This is a genomic window from Microbacterium sp. MMO-20 (assembly GCF_037147735.1).
Lineage (GTDB): Bacteria > Actinomycetota > Actinomycetes > Actinomycetales > Microbacteriaceae > Microbacterium.
Window position 1 is genome coordinate 19,895 of the sequence record NZ_JBBCUU010000013.1, and the last position, 21,287, is coordinate 41,181.

Consider the following 21,287-nt stretch of genomic DNA (forward strand, 5'->3'; position numbering starts at 1 on the left):
GAACTCAGTCCCCATCCTCATCGAAGTCGAACGCCTGTTGAACGGCCCGCGGCGCACCGGCATGCTTTCGCGCCTGCTCGTTCACGTCACCCCATGCACTCACCAAGCCGTTGAAGAGAATCGCGTCCTTGGTGTCGCGCTTCTTCTCTGCCTCGTGGAAGAGCAGGAATCCCAACTCCTTGACCGCGTCGAGATTCACCCGCGTCTGAACTGAGGGGAGCATCGAAGCGACTTGATCGGCTCCGTGCTTCGCCATCACCGCCGCGAGGCGGACCGTCGCCTCCCACACGCTGACGCGCTCGTCGGTGCTCACGTCCCATGCGCCTTCGAGCTGGGTCGGCGAGAGAAGTCGCGCCTTCCCGCCCTTTGCCTCGAAGATCCCCCCGCGCTCGAGCGCTCCGATCGACGTATCGGAAGAGCGCGCGAGTTGATCGGCGATGCCCGAGTTCTCCTGCATCCAGCCGTACTGGCGGTACCACTTGACTGCGAATCGGGTATCCGGATCGAAATCGGATTCCTGCTCACCAATCACCTCATCGAGCGTCGCGTTCACCAGCAGGAGTGCATCTTTCACGCTCATGTCGGATCCATCTGCCTCGCGTACGCGGGAGTATCGAGAGAACACGGATATGCCCGGACCGATCGCGGCTTGAGCCAGGTCGACGGGTGCGATCGTTCCCTGCATGAGTGTGTGGAGCGCTTGAGGCAGTTCGGACTTCAGCGCTGCCACAAACGCGCGCCGAGTTGTAGTCGGAGCATCCGACGGGCGCGGACGACAGGCCAAGACGATGGACGATGCGAGGGCGTTAGCGTTCGCACCGATCAGCCTTCCGCTCATTTCGGTCCGCATGGGCCAGGTGGCCGTGATCTCCCAACCAGTTTCGATGAGGCCGTCGAGCAGCGTATGCCAGCCGGTCGACGACGAACCCTCGGAGCTCGAATCCTGCTGTTTGTATGCGTAGTAAACAGTCAAGGGAACGCCCAGACTGGCGCCCGCCCGTACGCTCGCGAAAACGGAGTTGAACCCATCAACGAAGAATCGTTCTGCACCAGCTTTGCCCTTATGCCGGTAGGCGTCCGCGACGAGTTCTTCTGCCTTCGGAGTGAGCATCGTGCCCACCAGTTTCGAATGAATTGTGCCGAGCGACCGCCTCAGCCACACGTAGAAGAAGTCGGACAGATCCGAATAGCCGATGTTGTCGTAGTACGGGGGGTCGGTCGAGATCGCTACATCCGAGTAGTCGCGTGTGGCTGCGTCGGCCTGAAGCGCAATGCTCGCGCGTTGAGCAGGCAGGCGATCGATCGCGTCAGCCATCCCCTCGATCTGTGTGATGAACCCGCCGGACCACCGCGAGAAGACGTTGACTTCGGCGTAGTCCCAAACCATAGGGACGGCTTGCCGAGAAAACACGTTGCGAATCTTCTGCAAACTGCTGTCCCAGCCGCAGATAGACGATGATGCGTTCGTCTCACGACTCACCGCGAGCGCAAGATAGGTCGCGACAGCGTCCGCGTACGCCGCGGCATCTGACCCCCCGTCCTCCAGACGCGCACCGGGCGCGAAGCCCGCAGCAGCTGCATCTTGCAGCACTTTCTCTCGAGCTTCGCTGACAAGGTCACTCAACGTCGTCAGGGCAACCAACTGCCGGTTCGTGAACAGATCTGCCCACGTCGTCAGCCCATAATTCGGCGTCTTGAAGTCTCGAGGGTTCTTTGGAAGGTCGCCCTCAGGGACATGGCTGGGACGCGCTACTTGGGCAATGTCCGCGTGCGCGGCAGTCGGCGGGAGGTACAGTCGCCCCCGTTCACCCTCGGCGACGATGGCAATCAGCTGGCTTCCCATGCGTCCTGCCCGGCCTTGTTCTCGGACGTAGTTGAGCGTCAACGGTGTTCGATCGCCAACTGCGTAGCCGCCCTTCCTGCCGATCGTGCCGTCGTCATCACCGGACGGACCGTCGGCGTCCCGGCGAATCTGGTACTGCACTCGCCCGCCAACTACCTCCGCTTCGATCCAGGCCTCAGCACCCTTTTTCTTGCTCAGCCACCATGAGCGGACGAGCGGCACCTCTATCGGGTTGGCAGGGTTGGGGCTCGTGACGGTGCGCGCCCAGATCCAGGCGATTACAGCGTGTTGGCTACCGTCGGGCCCGATGACCTTCGGGTAGAGGCCTCCGATGCGTCGCTCAGCTTCGTTGCGCATCCACTCGCCGTAAGCGCGAACGTCTTCAGCGAGACCCTCCGCTCGGCTCCACCCATTTCGAGCTCCTGCTCGCCCCGGATGAACAGGCGGAACACCAGCAAACTTTGGTGGAATCTCGACCAGCGCCTTGTTGATAAGAACGGCGAGGGGGTTGAGGTCGCTCGCGTGAGCCTCAAGACCCAACCGCTGTGCTTCCAGAGGGATCGCGCCGCCGCCGGCAAAGGGGTCCAGGATGGTCGGGAGGACACCGTTGTTGCTCTTTTGGATCTCCGTACGCGCCTGAAGCAGCAGGGTTTCGTCATTGCTGTTCTCCCAGACAATCAGCTGCTCTAGCAGATGATGCAGTCGTGCGCGTTCTGCATCTTGTTCCGCGATTGTCGGAAACTCTTCAGGCCGCGAGGCAGGGTCGTCCACCAATTGAGCGAAAAGCACTCCCCGCGCCACCGCGATGGGACGGCGCGCCCAATACAGGTGCACCATAAGGGGTAGGCCCTTACGGATCGACTTCTTCTCGCGTGCTGCGGCGAAGTTGATGGCTTCGAGCGGAAGAGAGGTCTCGATGAGCTTCTTCTTGGGTGTCGCGTTCACTTGTACGTCTCTCGTGGGCTGGTTGGTCGTCTCGATCGGGTCATTCATCGCGGTGGACCTCCGCGATCCCAGTAGTCGCGCCACTCTTCGTTGTAGGAGCGTGTCGTCGCGGACGGCTCGATGTGCGTGAACGCGTCGAGCACGTAGCGGAGTCGGTCCCGCTTCTCGCCGTCCGGTGACACGAGGACGAGGGCGAGTCGGTGGCGGTCGCCCTGGGTCTGGGCGAAGGTGACCTCGTTCGTCGTGATGGTGAAGGTGTCGGACCCTTCGATTCGACCCTTCACCTCGATGTAGTGAATGCGCCCGTCGGGATCGAAGGATTGGATGTCGTATCCGGGGTTGTTCCGGGGCATCTCGTGGGGAGTGCGGCCGAGTGCGCGTTCGGTGGCGAGGACGGCCTCGACGGCTCGGCGTTCGACGAGCTCGGTGTTGCGCGCGAAGGTCTGGGGCGCGGCATCCTCGTCGCCAGTCGACAGTTGGTGGCTCGGCACGACGAGTGCTGATCCGCGGACGACCGCGGGAAGGGCGACAAGTTGCGTGCTTTCGTCGAGTGCGCGGAGCCGCGTGTCGAGTCGTTCGTCGAGTTGGTGTGCCCGCTGGAGTGCGGCGTCGGCGCGGATGCGGCCGATTGTGCCGGCGCGTTCGAGCGCTTCGAGGCGGTTGTGTTCGCGGTCCCAGTGATTGATCTCGGCGAGCAGGCGTTCCTTGACCTGCACGCGGGTGCGGTCGACGTCCACGGCTATCCGCGCGGCGAGTTCGTCCATGCGGGGTGCGAGTCCGTCACGGTACGCCCATGCGCGGACGGAGCGTTCGTGGTCCCTCTTCGCCCATTCGTCCGCGAGGATCTCGGCGATTGCCGCGGCCTCGCCGGCGTGTGGCGCGTCATAGTCGAGGTAGGGAGGGGCCGCGGCGAGGGTGACTGTGCCCGCGGTGTCGAGGACGGGGTAGTCGAAGTGGTGTGAGACGGTGTCGGCGTCGGGCGTGGCGTTCTGGATGCGTTGCTCGACCGCGTACAGCAGCGCAGCGTGCTCGGACTGCTGTTCGCGACGGTCGACGAACACCGTTCCACGCTTGAGCACCGCCCCCAGATCTTCGATGGTGAGTTCGATGACGGCTTGCAGCAGCGGGTGGCCGGGGGCGAGGAGTGCAGCCTGCGCCTGATTCTCGGGACGAACGAGTGCGGTCTCGAACGTGGTTCGTTCGTACCGCTCCGGCACGGGCGCCCACCTGTTGAGCCTGCGGGCCATGTCGATAACGCGCTGTGGTACCCGCGTGATCTCGTATCGGCCTTTCTCGCGCCGGCGGATGCGACCGCCGAGGCGTTCGAAGGCGGGGAGGAAGAACGCCGCGATGTATCCGGGCTGCAGGCGTCGCTCGCGGGCCTTCTCCATCCGTCCGCGGATCTCTTCGAGGTTGAGAGAGGAGTACATCTCGGGGTGCAGTGCGCGCTCGGCGACCACGGTGTCCAGCCCGTGGGCGACGCTCGCGTCGATGACGCGGTCGAGCTCGGCCTTGCGTTCGGGCTCGTCGCCGTACCGGATCGCCTCGATCAGCAGTTCGCGGAGCGACTTCTCCTGGAAGGCATCCGCGTCGCCGAGGACGTTGAACAGGTTGCCGTTGTACGCGATCGACATCTGGTCGATCTTCGACAGCAACCGGGTGAACACGTCCCCCTCGCGGGTGTCCTTCGCGACCATGTTCCACAGGTGGCAAACCTCGCGCTGGCCGATGCGATGGATGCGTCCGAAGCGCTGCTCGATGCGGTTCGGGTTCCACGGCAGGTCGTAGTTGACCATGAGGTGCGCGCGCTGCAGGTTGAGGCCTTCACCCGCGGCATCCGTCGCCAGGAGCACGACCGTGTTGCGGTCGTAGGTGAACTGCTCGCGTGCCGCCTTGCGGTCTTCGCGGCGGGTGCCGCCGTGAATCGTGATGACCGACTCGGGGCGACCCAGCTGCGTCGTGATCTTCTGACGCAGGTAGTCCAGGGTGTCTTTGTGCTCGGTGAAGATGATGATCTTGCGCGGTTCGCCCGAGTCGTCGTGGACGAGGAGCTGGTTGTCGAGGATGGTGCGGAGCTGCACCCACTTCTTGTCATCATCGAGCAGCCTTACACGGCGCGCGACGCGGATGAGGTCTTCGAGAATCGCGATCTCCGCGCGGAGTTCGCCGATCGACTCGGCGGCGGTGGCGAGGTCGACGACCTGGTCGACACGCGCCTCGAACTGTGCTCGTTCTTCCTCGGAGACCTCTTCATCGAGGTCGTCGAACTCGTCGGGGTCGAAGCTCGGCGCCGCGGCGGAGGCGTCTTCGAAGTCCAGTGCGACACGGCCGGTCGACCACTCGTCGATCGTTGCCGTCATGGAGGTGCTGTAGCGGGCCTCGTCGGTCGCGCGCTGCCACTCCCGCAGACGCGTCTCGAGTCGCACCTGGCGTCGCTCGAGCGATCGGAGGATCGCTTCCGGACTCGACGCGAGGCGTCGCTGCAGCACGGTGAGCGCGAATCCCACATTGTTGCCGCGCTTCTTATCACCAGCTTGCGCGAGGCGTTCCGCGCGGCCCATCTCCGTGCGGACGTAGCCGGTCACCAGCTCGTACAGCTCACGCTCGGGATCGCTCAGCTCGTACTCGACGGTGTACGCGCGACGCTCGGGGAACAGAGGCTTCCCCTCGAAGGTGAGCAGCTCTTCCTTCACCATGCGACGCATCAGGCCGCGAGTGTCAGTGCGGTGTACGCCGGCGCGGAACTGGCCCTCGAACCGGTCTCGGTCCAGCAGCGACATGAACAGCTGGAAGTCCTCTTCCTTGCCTGCGTGGGGGGTAGCGGTCATGAGGAGGAAGTTGTGTGCGGTCTCGGCGAGCAGCCGCCCGAGGCGGAACCTCTTCGTCTCGTCGACCTGACCGGCCCACGACGAGTAGTGCGCAGACATGCGGTGCGCCTCGTCGACGACGACCGCGTCCCAGGCGACGTCGGAGAGCTGCTCGATCAGGTCGTCACTGCGGGAGAGCTGGTCCATCCGTGCGATGAGGAACGGGTGCTCAGCGAACACATTGCGACCCTGCGCGTCGTCGACCATCTGACGGTTGAAGATCTCGAACGAGAGGTCGAACTTCTGCGACAGCTCTTCCCGCCACTGCTCCACGAGGCCGCCCGGGGCGACGATCAGCGCTCGTTCGCAGTCGGCGCGGAGGATGAGCTCCTTGAGGTAGAGGCCGGCCATGATCGTCTTGCCCGCGCCGGGGTCGTCGGCGAGCAGGAACCGCAGAGGGATTCGCGGGAGGAGTTCCTCGTACACCGCGCGGATCTGATGCGGCAACGGATCGACGTCCGAGCTGTTCACCGCCGCCATCGGGTCGTAGAGCGCGGCGTACTTGATGCGCAGCGCCTCGGCCGCCAGTCGGAACTCGTCAGGGTCGCCGTCGAAGGCGGGTGCGTTGCCCAGATCGGTGATCAGCTCGAGCTTGCCGGCATCCGCGTCGGTGATCATGCGTTCGCCGGTGCGGCCGGAGTCGTCACGGAAGAAGATCTCGACGAGCGCATCGTCCAGCGGTGTTACTCCGACGAGCGTCACCGGCTGCCCAGGCAGGACGCCACGCAGGCGTTGCCCAGCGCGCAGCGAGGTGAGCGTCACCGCAGGTGCGTCCACGTGGTTCCTCCCCTGGAAAATGGCAAGTCGATCAGGATACGTCGGGCCGCCGACATCGCGGCCGACGGGGTCAATCCGGCGATCCGGCATCCCCCGTGCGTACCCAGTCGTCAACCTCGCTCGCCTGGAACTTCCACAAACGCCCGACTTTGTGCGCTGGCATCCCCTTATCGGAGATCCACGCGTAGACCGTGTCTTTGGTCACGCCCAAGTGCTCAGCAATGTCGTCGGCAGAGAGCCACGGCTCGGACATTCACGCCCCCATGCGGATTCAACCGGGTTATTCCGGGTATGCCCGAGCCTATCGGGCGGGATCGCTGTCCTGTCCACTCGCTGTGTGACCTGGCGCCTCGCCGGCCCTGCCGATCTCTCGAAGGAGTGAGCTCTCGATGTCGCTTATCGGCTCGGGCGGCATGTCCGCAACCACCTCACGGAGCGTCCGCAGAGCGGCTTCGATCGCCGGACGACTCTGATCGCGCCAGGCGACGGTCCCGGCGTCACGAAGCAGCCCGCTCTCGCGGCTGCCCTCATAGTCAAGCAGGAGTTCGGTGTCGATCACCGAGGCCAGGACTCGCGCGTCGACGAGGCGGCTGGGTCGGAGCGACGAGAACTCGGTTGAGGCGGCGGATCCAGACACGGAGACGCGGTAGCGCTGGATGTCGCCGTATTCGCTGCTAGTTGTGCCGACGTGCGAGACGGTGATCGTGCGGTTCGCGATGGCGATTGTTTGCATGCGTCCTCCTCGGGCTCGAACCGCTCAACGTATCAAGCAGGCTTCGTTCGCTCGTCGTTCGAATCGGGATGGCGATGCCCGGGCCGAACGACGTCGTCGCGGCCCGGGGTGAAGGCGATCGCGCCAAGACGCGTCCAGTAGCTGATTAGCCAGCGCTGGAGCAGTTCGACCTGCTCGTGGCGCTCCGGGAGTGTGCGTCCGGGATCTTCGATGGCTTCGTCCCAGACGATGCCGGCGAACATGGCCTGCAGCAGTTCCGTGCAAGACGGGCCAGTCCCGTGCCGCTCCCACCAGGCGATGGTCAGCCTGCGCGCTTGGGCGGCGTTGGTGGAGCCGGCGGGTTCCTCGATCGTCCCGATGAGAGCGCTGAGATAGGGATCCTCGGCGGCCAGAACGAACGACTCTTGGTCCAGTTCGCTAGCGCCCATACAGTGCAGAATGCCATACCGATTAGGCCTGACCGGGTAGATCGCGTCCTGCTCATTCCGTGCGAAGCGAGCGGGCGTCAGCGGATCGTGAGATCAGGCGTCGAGGGTGGCAACAGGTCGCTGATCTGCACGTCGAGCACCTGGGCGACTGCCAGGAGTGTCTTGACCGTCGGGTTCGCGGGCGAACCCGGTCTCGACTCGCCCTTCTCGAGCTTCTGGTACGTGTATCGGCTCAGATTTGACTCGTACGCGACGCGATCTTGGCTGTAGCCCACACGCGCTCGCTCTCTTTGGATGTTCTGGCCGAGTTCGCGGGCATAGCGTTCCCATGCTTCATCTGCTGCGCTGGAGCGGGAGGGCACCTGTTCAGGGTTGCGATTAGGCCTTTGCCACTAGGCCTAATCCGTATGGCAATCTGCGAAACTCGTGCTCGAGGATGACCGTCCGCACAAGATCAAGTCCCCACGCCACGTGCGGAACTCAAGAGCCAGCCGGAGCATTGGAATCATCCGGTGTCGCGCGCTGCTGCCGCCAACCCGGGGTTGGTGTCGGATGCCGCTCCTAGAATGAGACCGTGCGCAAGAAGACGAGCAGCAACGACGTCGACGAATCGGTTCGTCGCGCTCGTGCCGCCCGTGTTCGGCTGCTCAACGAAGAGCTCGACAGGCTCGTGACGGATGCTGCGGAGAGAACGGCGAGTGTCACTAGCAAGGCCTCATTTCTTGCAGTCTCCGCTGGCGTGCTGGTGGCGGCATCGACGGTTCAGCTCTGGACCAAGGCCCCCACGTTCGGCGTGGTTGCCCTCGCACTTGCCTGCATTGCCTTGTTCTGCGCAGCAGTCGCCGTGCGCCCCGGCAAGCGGATGGGCATTGAGGCTCGTCGTCTCGTCGACAGGTATGCGGACAGCGCGATGAACGCGCTGCAGGTCGAGACGCAGCTCGTCGAGGACAAGGCGAAAGTGCTCACGCACCGTGAGGCGGATCTTCGGAACCGTGCGGTATGGGTGTGGGCAGGTTTTGCGGCGCTGGCATTCGCTGCCGCCGCCCTGACCGTGGTCTTCGCGGTCGAAGTGCTGGGAGGGTAAAGATTGGGACGTCCGAATTACGATGACAGTGTCGCTGGCGGGTCCGACGGCGCAGACGACTATGTCTTCCTCATCGGTGACTCCACCGGATCGCTCACTGCAAGCGGCGACGGCAACCTGAGCAAGGTGCTCGGCACTCTCCAGGAGAGCGACAATGGGACGCCCTAATTACGACGACGCCACTGCTGGTGGCAGCGACGAGCACTCGATCGCCCAGGGCGATACGACCGGGTGGCTGCAACACGGCGAGGATCAGGACGGCGTCGAGTTCCGAGGGTGAGCCAGCCTGGTATGAGCAGGATCTTGCGCTAGAGATCCCATCACCGGTATGTGGACTTTCGATACCGACGCCCAACGCTCACAGGGCACCAGTGCCCGGAGACCGTCTCATCGGCGTGACGTTTCGCGTCGGATCCTCGCCTCGGAGCAGCTGGTTCTCCGCGTGGAGCTCGGCGATGACAGTGGTTGCGATCGTGAGTTGACCCTCCAGTTCGTGCACCCGCGCGCGGATCTCCTTGAGCTGTGCCGAACGCTCTGCAAGTGATTGCTTCAGCGCCTCGATCTCGCGGTCTCTGGGCTGAGTGGCGTCGACGCGCTGCGACCACTCGTCCATCAACGCAGTGGCGCGGTTCATGGTCGCGCGACTGACGCCGGCTTCGCGATAGAGGTTCTCCTTGATGATTCGGCCGTCGGTAAGGACGGCTGCCCCGGTGAGGAGCCGCTCCATCGCGTCGCGTAGCTTTCGCTCCGTGGCTGGGGTGATCTCAGGCATCGGTGAACTTTCTGGTGATTCGGCGAACTTCTTCGAGCTCGGTCTCGAGTTGCTCACGGTTGTGTGGCGCCATCGTGCGGTCGCGAAGCTTGGCGACGAGGTCGCGTTCTTCCGCAATCCAGACGGGTGCGTGTTCGTCGGTGACGACGGAGTTGCCGCACGTCGTGGGTTGACAACGATTGGGCATGACACCGTCGGCGGAGGCCCCTTCCGGCAGACCTTTCAGGCATGCGGCTTGCTCGGGGATGCCGAGACAGTGGTTGACGGTGCCCCACCGTAGGGTGCTGAAGCGATCGCGCAGGAGCGTGCGCAGCGTGCGCGCGTCACCGACTTTGACCTCGCTGTCCGCTTCGACCTCCACCTTGGCGAGCTCGCTTCGGAACCGCTGGGCGCCGGCGCCGGCGAGGCGTATCTCTTGCTCCTGGTGGGACGACCAGGCCCCGATTAGTCGGGATGCGACTGCTTCTTGCAGTTCGTGCTCGAACTCCGCCGCCCATTCCGGGGTTTCGCTGGCGTATCCGGAGGTGGTGCCGTTCGCGATGGCTCGGCGCGCCGCGTGTTTGAGCTGGATGCCGAGCGCGATCTCGCCGTCCGGCTGCTGCGCGGTGATCACGGCCATGGTGCGCCGGAACATGTGCGGAGCGAGATGGAACTCGGGGATCGGTTCGAGGCCGGCGTCTGCGCTCTGAGCGTTGAGCTGGGAGATGAACTGCTTCAACTCGCTGTGACGGTCGAATCGACCGGCACCGTCATGTGCTCGATGTTCGCGGCGCACCGAGCTGAAGAGGTCGTCGCCGAGCGCGAGCCGCTCGGCGACCGCGATCGCCTGCGCGACGGGCTCGATGATCCACCAGTTGCGGTGGTGTGTTCCGCGCCTGCCCTTCCGAAGCTGGGATCTGACGGCGGGTGCCCCATATGAGGTTGTGAGGGCGCCCTTCTTAATGCTCATCAGTTCGGAGTCGCGCATCATGGTGAGTGCTGCGCAGAAGACGTAGCAGGAGTTGCGGAGGATCTTCAGCTGCGCACGGATTGTTGCCGGGTCGAATCCGTCGATCCACGGTCCGATCGATCCATCGGCGCGTTCCACCGCGGTCGCGCGGGTCTGGAGACCCCCGCGCGCGGTCACCAGCGTTCCAGCAGCGATCGCGTCGACGACGCGCTGGCGTCGGTGGACGACATCGGGTCGAGTGAGTTCAGCGAACAGTTGCTTGCTGTGCCCGTCGGACGCGAGCAGCGACAGGAGCGTCCAGTGGATCTCCCCTTCGCGGAACCGTCCATAGGTCATGCGGTGCAGTGGTACCGCGTTCCCATCCGTGGTCATCCATGCCGCGATAGCTTGCTCCGGCTGCTCGACTTTCACGCGTTGATCCTGGGGGCGGTCAAGAGCTGCCCACTCGGCTGCGGCGTCGAAGATGTCGTGCGAGAACACGTCGATGTACTGCCAACACGCGCGCAGCAGCGGCCACCAGACCTGCGGTGGGATCACAGGTGTACTCAGCTCGGTGCTCGACTTTCGCCCGCTGAGGGCGATCGTTGTCGCGTCACCCCATGGACGGAACGGAATGCCGCCGCCGGTGAGCACGGCTTCATAGGTGTGAAGTTCACGGATCGCATCGATTGTCTGCCGCGTTCTGAAGTGGATCCCGACCGCTTTGCTGTCTGTGAGGAAGTGATCGAGGTGTGCCTGGTGGAGGTCGGTGATCGGAAGGTCGGGAAGGTTCGCGGCGTGCCACGTGGCGAAGTGCTTCAAGCCTTCGAGCTTCGACCGGATCGTCTTGGGATGCGCGTGCGTGGCCTGAAGGTAGAGCATCTGATCGCGTAGGACCGGATGCACAGGGTTGAGAAGCGCCATTGCGAGTTCCCGAGCGCGGAGGTTCCACGCGCCGCTGAACGAGTCGAACGTCAGGACCACGCTGTGTCGGCCGGCGGCGGGATTCCAACCCAAGGCGCCGAGGTCCCAGCGGCGCTCATCCCCGAAGATCGGGATGGCGTAGTCGTGCTCGAGTCGATGATGGGAGATGACGGGGGTGTCGGCGGACCAGTGGGCGCTGGCGAGGGTGGCGGCGGGCTCGGCGGGATGTATGCGGTCCACGCTCACAGGTGGATTCCTCTCTGGGTGAGCGGCACGTGGACCGACGCAGCCTGATGTGCGAGCTGCGCATTCTCGATCTCTGCCGGGGAGAACTCGCTGAGGATGCGTTCGATGTTGACGAGTTGCTGGCCATGCGTCGCGGCGAACTGTGCCGGGGTCATCTCGCCCTCGTGGCCACGGAGAATCTCGCGGTACGCGAGGATACGCGGCAGGTGGTCGGCGAACACAATGGCGTTCGGGCACGCGAAGCACATGGATGGTCGATGCTCGCAGAGACGCCCGGCAGGTGTGAAAGGCGATCCGTAGGGTGACGTGCATCCGGTCACGCCGATTGCGCGGTCGGTGCTGGTGGAGGTCAGTTCCGCGGCGGCGGCCACGGCCAGGTCTCCTGCAGCCTGGTCGATTGTGCTGGCCTCGGCGTGGACGAAGACAGGCCCACGAAGCCGGTCGAACACTTGATGCTGGGCCGCGTTGACGGCGCTACCGGCGAGAACATGCACCGTCGTGGACTGTGCGTAGTGGCGTTGATAGACGGCGACGCTGTGGTCGTCACCGGCCGCAGCATTCGCGCTGCGGAGTACCGCCGCGCGAACGCTCTTCACTGTCTTGCGCAGTCGGCGGGAGTCGTAGGGCTGCGAGATCTCCGGCGAGATCGACGTCAGCAGTGACGTAAACGGCAGACGCGAGAATGACTCGCGGCGTACGACGAGGTGCCTTGACGTTGTGCGATGCACGGTGAGGAACAAGGCCTGCGCGTCGGGCGCACCGGCCTCCATTGCTTCGGCTCGAGCGAGTTCGGTGGCAGCGATGAGGCGGAGGACGAGATCTCCTGCGCGCCAACCCTTGCCGTCGCCCGACCTCGTGACTGTGCAGCGCACCGTCCGGGTCCGATGTGCCCGCGCCTTGTGGAGCTTCACGTGAAGGGCGCCGGTGGAGTGTTCGATGTCCGGCAGGAGCACGCCTGACCATTCTTCTGGCGCCGCGCCGGTCTCAAGTTGCAGCAGCGAGCGGAATGCGACGAGGTCTTCGCTGGTCGGATAGAGGAAGTGCAGAAGTCGCCGTGTGATTCGACCGGCGTCGACCTGGTTGACCGCCCGCTCGTGCGCGAAGTCAGCGTCCAGATCGTCGAGCACTCCCGCCGCGCATGCCTCCAGGATGTCGCCCTCGATCGAGGCCCCGGATCGGCGTCCGAGGTGACGAACACCCCACAAGACGTCGGCGGTGCGGCGCCAGCCGTTGACGCGAGGATCCTCGCCGATGGCGAGTAGCCGCCGGCTTACCGCGACGCGAGTCTCGAGGTCGCGGATTCGAGCGCGGCAGGCGTCCCGGATCGCGAGGCGTTCCGCGTTCGAAAACTCATCCAACGGTGTGGAGTCTGCGACCTGGTGCAAGCCTCGTGCCTGAGCCCACCGCAGCGTATGTTCGCTGACGTCGCGGCCGCTGGCGGCGTGCATGCGGACAAGTGCGCGGATCTGCGTGCCGTACTTGTATGGGATCCCGCTCTCGGGTGGATAGGCGCCCGCCAACGCGGATTCCCACATATGGAATGCGTCGACGACGCTGGCGCCGGGTGTGGCAAGGCTCGCGGTTCGCGGGAGCCGATCGGACAGGCCACGCAGCAGATTGATGAGGGCGCGGCGGTACTGGTAGGCCGTGCCGTCGGATAGGCCGCCGGTTCGCCGCAGGCTGATCAGAGCGTCAGCGAACTCTGCTGCGAGGATTGCGTGCTCGAAATCGAGCGGGGCGAGGGCGCCATTCAGATTCCCAGACGAAACCAGGAGTGAAATCTGGCGTGGGGAAAGGTCAACCGTGGTCACGCGGCATTCCGATCACCGAGGACTGCATCTGCGAAGGTCACGGCCTCGTCGCTCCAGCTCTCGAACACGTCCTGGATGAGCGCGTCGGTGTCCTCGATGTAGCGCAGGTACACCATGGTCGTTGCGGGGTTCGAGTGGCCGAGCAGACGTTGCACCGTGAGGCGCGGATTGATGGAGATGTGCTCGGACAGCGTGGCCGGGCCAACGTTGCCCGCCCGTCGCTCCGCCTCGCGGGCGAGGGCGACATCGGTCAGTGATTTGAGGAGCACAACCGCGAACGTGTGGCGGAGATCATGCGGAGTGATCCGCGCACGCCGACCGCCCATCTGATCCTGCGCGAGGTGCAGCGTTCGATGGCTCGCTGCCTCGAACGTCGCGTGCCACGCCCGTCGGCTGATCGGCAACCCGCCCCGGCCAACGAACAAGCCGAGAGCCTCAAGCCCCTGATCCCGCTCGACGACGGCGATCCGTCGCAAGTGTGGCGGGAACTGATGCAGCCTCCACCTCGATCTCCGTCCATCGACGCGCCCTCGAACGATTCCTGCCGAGGCGTCGAGTTCGTCGACGACGAAGAGCTCCGAACGGCGGCGCCAGAGGGATGCGGCTGACGCGCGGACGATCGCTCGGCGCTCCGTCTGGCGATAAAGGTCCACCGCCTTGAGCGTCATGAGAGGAACGTGGACGCGCCGGCGCTTCTGGTACTTCGCGCACGCTTCGAGAAGAACCGAGATGCCTGTGCTGGACTTCGGCACCTCTGTATTCAGCAGTGTCGAGAACTCGCCGAGCCGCATTCCGGTAGTGAGGGCCAGCTGGGCGCCTGCCTGCGAACGCAAGCTCGTGCTACCTCGCCAGCTCGGATCGAGTTCCCCGGCGGCAGTCCGGCCGCCGAGGCCGATGTCGCGGAAGGTGAGCCACTGCGACTGCGTCAGTGGGCGAATGTCGGGCTCGCTCCGCCAGTTTGTCCGGAGAGGCGACGATCGTCCGATCGTGATCCACGGCTCGCGCCGAATCTGCCCGGTCTGCGAGAGCAGCTGGTAGATCCCGCGGATGACGACCACCTCGCGTTGCCAGGTCGCCGGCGCAACGGGTCGTTCGGAGCCGCTCAAGCGCCAATCGCGGTAGGCGACGATGTCGTCACTTGATGCGTGGATGACGTCGGTCCGCCGCCCGTCGAGGAACGAGGCGAATCGCCGCGCGTCGTAGGCGTAGGCGCGAAGAGTGGCTTGGTCTGCGGACGACGCGATGAGGCGAAAGTACGTCAGCCAGGGTTCGACCGGGCGCCAATGCTCATCGAGCAGAACCGGCATCCCTTCGGGAAGTGACCGACCGCGCGAGTACGCCTCTCTGGTGCGCTCGTCGAGGTCGGGTGTGGCGGTGAGCTGGTGGTCGACGAAACGCAGGTACATCGTGCTCCGGGGGGTGCGGTCGGGCGGGTGGTTGAGACACTGCCCGAACCTACACATAACCGCGTGCGGCTCAGGGCACTTCTTGCTCGGTGCGTTCGAGCGGCTGATGTCCGAATGGAGCATGTCCGCACCAGGTCTCGACAAAGGGGACCGCGCGCAGCGCGCGCTTGACTCGATCCACGGCGTCGACCTCAACCCGTTTGCCATCGCGATCGCGCGCTTCCGTCTCACTGTCGCCGCGATCAAGGCGGCGGGGATCACCACTCTGGTCGCGGCGCCCGCCTTCCGCTATCACCTTGCAATCGGTGACTCTCTGCTGGGTGGACAAAGCCCCGAGGCGAAACTCGATATGGGCGACGGCGAGTACTTCGCGTACCAGACCGAAGACCTCCAGGAACACGCGAACATCCTCGCGCCGGGTCAGTATCACGTCGTTGTCGCGAACCCGCCTTACATTCAGCCACCGGACGCACGTCTGCGCGACACCTACCGTGCGCTGTACAGCACCTGCCACGGCAAGTACGCGCTCTCAGTTCCGTTCATGGAGCTGCTTTTCCGCCTCGCGAAGCAACCAGATGCCGCTGGCGGCGCCGGCCACGTCGGGCAGATCACTTCGAATTCGTTCATGAAGCGAGAGTTCGGCAAGAAGCTCATCGAGCAGTTCCTGTCGGGCAAATACACCGGTAGCACTCGCCCGTCCTATGTGGACCTCAGCCACATCATTGATACGTCAGGTGCCTACATTCCGGGCCACGGGACGCCGACGGTCATCCTCGTCGGACGGCCCCGGAAGCCTATGTCGGACGGGGTTCGCGCAGTTCTCGGTGTGCGCGGGGAGCCGGGCCAGCCTGCCGTGCCAGCCCGGGGCTTGGTATGGACGGATATCGCCGAGCATGTTGATGAGCCGGGATACGACGGAAACTACGTGACCGTTACGGACGTTCCGCGGGAGACTTATGCCGTCTCTCCCTGGTCTCTGTCGGGGGGTGGCGCCGGCGAACTTAAGGATCGCATCGACGCTGCCTCGAGTCGGCGGCTTAGCGAAGCCGCTTCCGAGGTGGGCATCATGGCCGTCGTCGGCGAGGAAGAGGCATTCGAAGTTCCCTCGTGGTACGCCGATGCGACTATGCCGATCGTGGCTGGCGAAGCGGTGCGCGACTATTCACTGCATGGGACAAGGCGCTTCTGGCCATATGACGAGGCACTGCACGTAACAACCGAAGCGCGTGAGTCGCGCTGGATGTGGCCGTTCAAGCAGATCGTGTCCGGGTACGTGATGTTCGGAAAGACACGTGTACAACGCGGGCTCGAGTGGTTTGAGTACGGAATGCTCGCAAAGTCAAAGCTTCGATCCCCGCTGACGATTGCCTTTGCTTTTGTCGCCACTCATAATCACTTTGCGCTGGACCGTGGCCTCCATGTGTTTGGAAGAACGGCGCCGGTGATCAAGCTCCCGGCGGACGCCACCGAGGACGATCACTTCGACCTGCTCGGCGTGCTCAATTCCTCCACCGCTTGCTTCTGGCTCAAGCAGGTCAGCCACAATAAGGGCGGCCCTGGTGGGGGCAGTAGCAAGGATGAGAAGTGGCGTGACTTCTACGAGTTCACCGCCACCAAGCTGCAGGAGTTCCCTCTCCCCGAGGTCAGCCTGCGTCCTTACGCCTTGCGAATCGACGAGCTCGCACGGGAGTCGGCGGCGCTTATTCCGAGCGCGATGACAATGCCAGATGTCTCAGCTGCTCTCCGCGACGCCCATGAAAAGTGGTCAGCCAACCGCGGCCTGATGATCGCCCTGCAGGAGGAGCTGGATTGGGCGGCTTACGCGGCATATGGACTGACCGAGCTCGCGCCGAGGAGGGCCGGCGCCGTCACGCGCGGTGTCGTCGTTGGCCAGCGACCGGTTGAGATCGCACTCGCCCGGAAGGTGGCGTCCGGAGAATTGGTCACTCGTTGGTTCGACGAGTTCGCAGAGGTGACGACGACGGATGTGCCCCAACTTGAAGACACTGCATACGTAGAGCTCATTGAGGCGCGGCTCGCCGAAATTGAGAAGGATCCGGCCATCCGATTGTTGGAGACCCCTGACTTCAAGCGGAAGTGGGAGACCCCCGGGTGGGATCGAATGGTGGCGGATGCGGTTCGCGCTGAGCTGCTGGGCCGCCTAGAGTCCGCGGAGATCTGGGTTGACGGCTCGGGGCGGCCGCTCGTGCGGTCCGCGGCTCAGGTCGCCGACGAACTCCGTCGCGACGAGCGAGTCCGGGAGTTGATGACGATCCACGCCGGGTCACAAGACTTCGATCTGACGACGGAGATCGGCAAGCTTCTCTCGCCGGAGGCGGTGCCGCCGTTTGCGCCCCTGCGCTACAAGCCCGCGGGGATTGAGAAGTTCCGAGCGTGGGAGCGCACATGGGATCTGCAGCGCGCCGAAGACCGGGGTGAGCGAGTCGACGTCCCGGTACCGCCCAAGTACGCCCAAGGTGACTTTCTGAAGCCGACCTACTGGACCGCGCGGGCAAAGCTCGATGTGCCGAAGGAACGGTTCCTCTCGTTCCCTGGGGCTCGGCTTCCCGATGACGCAACCGAGCTTTACGGATGGGCGGGTTGGGACCACTCACAGCGGGGGCAGGCCATCGCGCGCCTCGCCGGTGAGTTGTCGCGTGCGGGCGCTCCGGACGAGCAGGTCGTTCCGCTTGTCGGCGCGCTGATCGAACTGCAACCGTGGCTCGACCAGTGGTATGGCGACATCGACGCGCGGTCGGGCGTGAGCCCGGCATCCGCCGTGTCGGCTGCCACCACCGCTCTGCTCGGCCGCCTCGATATGGGGGCCGACACCGTTCTCGCCTGGCGCCCGGCGCCCGCGACTCGTGGAAGGAAGAAGTCATGACCTTCACCCTCAACTCGCCGCTCCGTGACCTCATCGACCTGCCAGAACGAGTCGAGGCGGCGGACTTCGTCATCAAGCTGGACGAAGGCGTTGCACGGCACGAGCAAACGATTCGTGACTACGTCGTGACCAACGCGATCGCTGAAGCCGTCGGTGAAGGGCTCGACCTCGTCGCTGGCTCACTCAGCCGACAGTCGTCGCGGGGGGCGTTCCTAGATGGATCGTTCGGTGCGGGTAAGTCGCACTACATGGCGGTTCTGCATCTGCTGTTGTCGGGGCACATTCCGGCGCGGCAGATCCCGGGGCTAGAGGCTGTTGTTGCGGCGCGGCAGGACATCCTTGAGCGGCGCCTGCTCGTTGTGGATTACAACCTTCTCGGAGCAAAGTCCTTCGAAGACGCTCTGTTCGGTGGGTACCTTGCGGCGATCGCATCGAAGCACCCCGAAGCGGCCGCTCCGATCCTGCACGTGAGCGACGGACTGCTCGCCGATGCGCACACCCTGCGCGAACGCATGGGGGACGACGCGTTCTTCGACGGACTCGGCGGTGGTGATGCGGCATGGGGTGACCTCGGCACCGCGTGGGATGCGGAGAGCTTCGATGCTGCAGCCAACGCCGGACCAGGCAACGACGACCGCGACCGCCTCGTTGGCGATCTCGTCTCGGCCTACTTCTCCGCATCAGTCCGTTCCGGTGAGTGGCTTCCGATGTCGGACGGGCTGCGGGCCCTGACCGCGCACGCCAAGAGTCTCGGATATCAGGGACTCGTCTTCCTCATCGACGAGATCGTGCTCTGGCTCGGTCAGCACCTCGCCGATCAAGCGTGGGTGCAGAACGAGATCGAAAAGGTCGTCCAGCTCGCTGAGAACGCCGCCGCAAATCTGCCGATTCCGATCACCTCCTTCCTCGCGCGGCAGCGCGACCTGCGTGACTTCCTCGGAACGCACGTCGCGGGTGCTCAGCGCGTCGCTCAAGGGCAGCTTTTCGCCTACTGGGAAGACCGCTTCGACAAGATTCGACTGCAGGCGGCCGACCTCCCTAAGATCGTGAAGCAGCGTCTGCTTCGACCTGTCGATCGCGAGGCTGAGCTCACTCTCGGCACAGCTCTCGCCGAGGTCCGACAGGACTACGCGGCCTGGGGATACCTGCTCTCCGACGACGCGAACTCCGACGAGAAGGACTTCGCTGACGTCTATCCCTTCAGCCCCGCGCTCGTCGACACGATGGTTGCGCTGTCGACGCTGATGCAGCGCGAGCGCACCGCGCTGAAGCTGATGGCCGAGTTGCTCGCCGACGGTCGTGATGCTCTCCGGGTGCGTGATGTGATTCCGGTCGGCGACCTGTATGCGCCCATCGTGCTGGGCGGGTCACAGCCTCTCAGCGAGGAGATGAAGCGCCATTTCGCGGTCTCCGCGAAGTTCTATCGAGAGAAGATGCGGCCGTACCTCTTGCGCAAGCATTCCCTCAGCGAAGCGCAGGCGACAGATCTCGATCGCGACCACCCGTTTGCCACCGAGGACAGGTTGGCGAAGACCGTGCTCATCGCTGCTCTCGCACCGCAAGCGAAGTCTCTGTCGAACCTCACGGCCGCGAAGTTGGCGGCGCTCAACTGGGGCACGATCTCAGCCTTCATCCCCGGCGACGAGGCGGGCCAGGTGCTGGCGACCGTGCGACAGTGGGCGACCGAGTTCGGTGAGATCAGCATCGGTGACGGCCACGACCCCATCATCACCGCCACGCTGAGTGGCGTTGACTACGACTCGATCCTGGAACGCGTCAGCACGGAAGACAACCTGCAGACGAGGCGAGAGTTGGTGCGGCGGCTCATTACCGACGAGTTGGGGCTGCCCGCGGCATCCGTCAGCCTCGTCGGGCTGCCACTCAACCACGTCTGGCGTGGACAGAAGCGCTCCGTGACGGTCAAGTTCGGCAACGTCCGTGACGAAGCCGAGGTGCTCGATAGCGATTTGATCCACAGCGACGATCAGTGGCGAGTGATCATCGACTTCCCCTACGACAGCGGAAGCTACTCGCCTGCGTACGACGTCGTCCGACTGCAGAAACTGCGCGATCAGGGGCGGACTGCGAACACGATCGCGTGGATTCCGAACTTCCTCTCCGAAGTACGCCAGGACGACCTGGGCAAGCTCGTGCTCCTCGACTACCTGCTCACCGGCACCAGGTTCGATGCCAACTCTGACCACCTCCCGCTTGCCGACCGCGGGCCGGCGAAACAGACACTTGAGACGAGGCAGCGCACCCTTCGTGATGGGCTGACGACAGCTTTACGTCAGGCATATGGGGTCAATGCGCCCGACGAGGGCAATGTCGACGCCGAACTCGCCGGCAACCAGATCTTCTCGCCGCTTGTCGAGGGACTCACCATCGCACCGCCGCCCACGGGCACGCTCCTCACCGGGCTGAAGCATGCGCTCGACACAGCCTGGAAGCATGAGTTTCCGAACCACCCCGACCTCGGCGTCGAGGAGGTCACGCTTCGCCGCCTGAGCGACGCGATGGATCTCGTGGCGGGAACGATCGAAGCAGGCGGTCGCCGACAGGGCCTCGGCGCCGCTGAGCAGAAGCTCGCGCGCGATATCGTCGCGCCGCTGCGCCTTGGCGCGTTGAACGAGAACGTCGTCGTGGTCGATGCCGCGCACTTCGGGTGGAATTCGGACTTCGCCCGTTGGGAGGGCGAGCTGGGGGCAGGGATCACCGTTGGATCGCTGCGCGCAAAGCTCAGCTACTGGGGAATGACCGCGGCGATGGAGAACGCCGTACTGCTCACCTGGGCTGCACTGGGGAACTGGGATTTTGTTGGTGTAGGACAGCCGTCGTTGCAGTCCTTGCCTGACGGTGCGGCCGTACGCAAGGCGAACCTGCCCGACATCGATGACTGGGAAATCGCGAAGACTCGAGCCGGTCGAATCTTCGGCGTAGCTCCGGAGACAAACCTGACGCCGCGCGCTGTCGCCCGATTCGGCAATGCCATCAAGACGACGCTCGAGACGAGTGCGGTCGCCGATCTCCTCGCCCAGCTCGATGAGCATGGCGAGATACTGGGCATTGAGTCGTCTGCAGAGATCGGCCGCGCAGCGACCGCCCGACGTCTCAATGATCTGGTAGCCACCATACGGCAAGCAGGCAACGATAAGTCTCGCATCGAGGCCCTCGCCACATTTGACCTACCAATCGAGCTCAGCGCCTTCGGGCGCACGTACGCAACGGCGGAGCGGCTGGCGCGCGAGCTTCGCACGCTCGATTGGGGGATCATCGCCGCCGCGCAGACACGCGCCGACACCTCATTCGATGCGGCGATTGTGGAGCTGCGCGGCGCAGCGGCCGTCGACGAATCGGTAGTGCCACTCGAGCCACGCCTGAAGGACGTCGCGACGCGCGCGCGGGCCCTTGTGGTGCAGCCGATGCCGGGTCCCACTACGTCCTCGGTGGTCACGCCGACGTCGGTTGAGCCGGCGCCTGTCGACACGGGCCCTGGCGTCTCCGCTGCGAGCGAGACATCGGGGACGCGCCACGCGCCGCTGACAGACCTCGATAAGGTCTTGGCTGAGCTCCGAGCGGAGATCGGCGACAAGGCGGGGCCCGGGGCCGAAGTGACCATTACCTGGCGAATCGAGTGAC

At 64.6% G+C, this 21,287-nt stretch carries 14 protein-coding genes; 4 read left to right on the top strand and 10 right to left on the bottom strand.

The features are described from left to right. Positions 1–4: 4 nt before the first annotated feature. The 6 genes from WFI52_RS13485 to WFI52_RS13510 form a co-directional block, all read right to left on the bottom strand. Positions 5–2,836, bottom strand: coding sequence for a DUF1156 domain-containing protein (locus WFI52_RS13485; protein ID WP_336627479.1), 2,832 nt, complete (start codon positions 2,834–2,836; stop codon positions 5–7). Continuing rightward, positions 2,833–6,432 carry a helicase-related protein gene (locus tag WFI52_RS13490; protein WP_336627478.1) on the bottom strand — a complete coding sequence of 1,200 codons (3,600 nt, stop codon included), beginning with the start codon at positions 6,430–6,432 and terminating at the stop codon, positions 2,833–2,835. The genes WFI52_RS13485 and WFI52_RS13490 overlap by 4 nt, the downstream gene beginning before the upstream one ends. Positions 6,433–6,502: 70 nt before the next feature. Then, positions 6,503–6,685, bottom strand: a complete 183-nt coding sequence (locus tag WFI52_RS13495; RefSeq protein WP_336627477.1) for a helix-turn-helix domain-containing protein — start codon at positions 6,683–6,685, stop codon at positions 6,503–6,505. A gap of 48 nt (positions 6,686–6,733) precedes the next feature. After that, positions 6,734–7,165: a hypothetical protein gene (locus tag WFI52_RS13500; RefSeq protein WP_336627476.1), complete on the bottom strand. Its 432-nt coding sequence runs from the start codon at positions 7,163–7,165 to the stop codon at positions 6,734–6,736. Positions 7,166–7,197: 32 nt separating this feature from the next. Continuing rightward, entirely contained in the window at positions 7,198–7,593 is a 396-nt protein-coding gene (locus WFI52_RS13505) for a hypothetical protein (RefSeq protein WP_336627475.1), read from the bottom strand. A gap of 77 nt (positions 7,594–7,670) precedes the next feature. After that, complete coding sequence (locus WFI52_RS13510) at positions 7,671–7,955, bottom strand: helix-turn-helix domain-containing protein (protein ID WP_336627474.1); 285 nt, start codon at positions 7,953–7,955, stop codon at positions 7,671–7,673. Positions 7,956–8,167: 212 nt separating this feature from the next. On the opposite strand from WFI52_RS13510, the gene WFI52_RS13515 reads away from it, so the two are divergent. Both WFI52_RS13515 and WFI52_RS13520 read left to right on the top strand, forming a co-directional pair. Then, entirely contained in the window at positions 8,168–8,677 is a 510-nt protein-coding gene (locus tag WFI52_RS13515) for a hypothetical protein (protein WP_336627473.1), read from the top strand. 154 nt (positions 8,678–8,831) lie between these two features. Next, positions 8,832–8,957, top strand: coding sequence for a hypothetical protein (locus WFI52_RS13520; RefSeq protein WP_336627472.1), 126 nt, complete (start codon positions 8,832–8,834; stop codon positions 8,955–8,957). Positions 8,958–9,035: 78 nt separating this feature from the next. Here the strand turns inward: WFI52_RS13520 and WFI52_RS13525 are convergent, their stop codons facing one another. Genes WFI52_RS13525 through WFI52_RS13540 form a run of 4 tightly spaced genes read right to left on the bottom strand, consistent with a single transcriptional unit; the run spans position 9,036 to position 14,764 of the window. Beyond that, positions 9,036–9,449 carry a hypothetical protein gene (locus WFI52_RS13525; RefSeq protein WP_336627471.1) on the bottom strand — a complete coding sequence of 138 codons (414 nt, stop codon included), beginning with the start codon at positions 9,447–9,449 and terminating at the stop codon, positions 9,036–9,038. After that, the gene (locus tag WFI52_RS13530) at positions 9,442–11,547 is read right to left on the bottom strand and encodes a hypothetical protein (protein ID WP_336627470.1); all 2,106 of its coding nucleotides are present in this window, start codon (positions 11,545–11,547) and stop codon (positions 9,442–9,444) included. Before WFI52_RS13530 ends, WFI52_RS13525 begins: the two co-directional genes overlap by 8 nt. Further along, positions 11,544–13,358: a hypothetical protein gene (locus WFI52_RS13535; protein WP_336627469.1), complete on the bottom strand. Its 1,815-nt coding sequence runs from the start codon at positions 13,356–13,358 to the stop codon at positions 11,544–11,546. Before WFI52_RS13535 ends, WFI52_RS13530 begins: the two co-directional genes overlap by 4 nt. After that, on the bottom strand, positions 13,355–14,764 hold the full coding sequence (locus tag WFI52_RS13540; RefSeq protein ID WP_336627468.1) for a tyrosine-type recombinase/integrase: 1,410 nt from the start codon (positions 14,762–14,764) through the stop codon (positions 13,355–13,357). The genes WFI52_RS13535 and WFI52_RS13540 overlap by 4 nt, the downstream gene beginning before the upstream one ends. A gap of 13 nt (positions 14,765–14,777) precedes the next feature. Between WFI52_RS13540 and pglX the strand changes: the two genes are divergently transcribed. Together pglX and WFI52_RS13550 are read left to right on the top strand one after the other, a co-directional pair. Beyond that, positions 14,778–17,648, top strand: coding sequence for a BREX-2 system adenine-specific DNA-methyltransferase PglX (pglX, locus tag WFI52_RS13545; protein WP_336637422.1), 2,871 nt, complete (start codon positions 14,778–14,780; stop codon positions 17,646–17,648). Then, positions 17,645–21,286: a hypothetical protein gene (locus WFI52_RS13550; RefSeq protein WP_336627466.1), complete on the top strand. Its 3,642-nt coding sequence runs from the start codon at positions 17,645–17,647 to the stop codon at positions 21,284–21,286. The genes pglX and WFI52_RS13550 overlap by 4 nt, the downstream gene beginning before the upstream one ends. Position 21,287 lies beyond the last annotated feature (1 nt).

What these genes read in the sequence shown, in the direction of transcription:
- WFI52_RS13485 (WP_336627479.1), bottom strand. Translation starts at nt 2,836, where the DNA reads ATGAATGACCCGATCGAGACGACCAACCAGCCCACGAGAGACGTACAA.
- WFI52_RS13495 (WP_336627477.1), bottom strand. Translation starts at nt 6,685, where the DNA reads ATGTCCGAGCCGTGGCTCTCTGCCGACGACATTGCTGAGCACTTGGGC.
- WFI52_RS13500 (WP_336627476.1), bottom strand. Translation starts at nt 7,165, where the DNA reads ATGCAAACAATCGCCATCGCGAACCGCACGATCACCGTCTCGCACGTC.
- WFI52_RS13505 (WP_336627475.1), bottom strand. Translation starts at nt 7,593, where the DNA reads ATGGGCGCTAGCGAACTGGACCAAGAGTCGTTCGTTCTGGCCGCCGAG.
- WFI52_RS13520 (WP_336627472.1), top strand. Translation starts at nt 8,832, where the DNA reads ATGGGACGCCCTAATTACGACGACGCCACTGCTGGTGGCAGCGACGAG.
- WFI52_RS13525 (WP_336627471.1), bottom strand. Translation starts at nt 9,449, where the DNA reads ATGCCTGAGATCACCCCAGCCACGGAGCGAAAGCTACGCGACGCGATG.
- WFI52_RS13540 (WP_336627468.1), bottom strand. Translation starts at nt 14,764, where the DNA reads ATGTACCTGCGTTTCGTCGACCACCAGCTCACCGCCACACCCGACCTC.
- WFI52_RS13550 (WP_336627466.1), top strand. Translation starts at nt 17,645, where the DNA reads ATGACCTTCACCCTCAACTCGCCGCTCCGTGACCTCATCGACCTGCCA.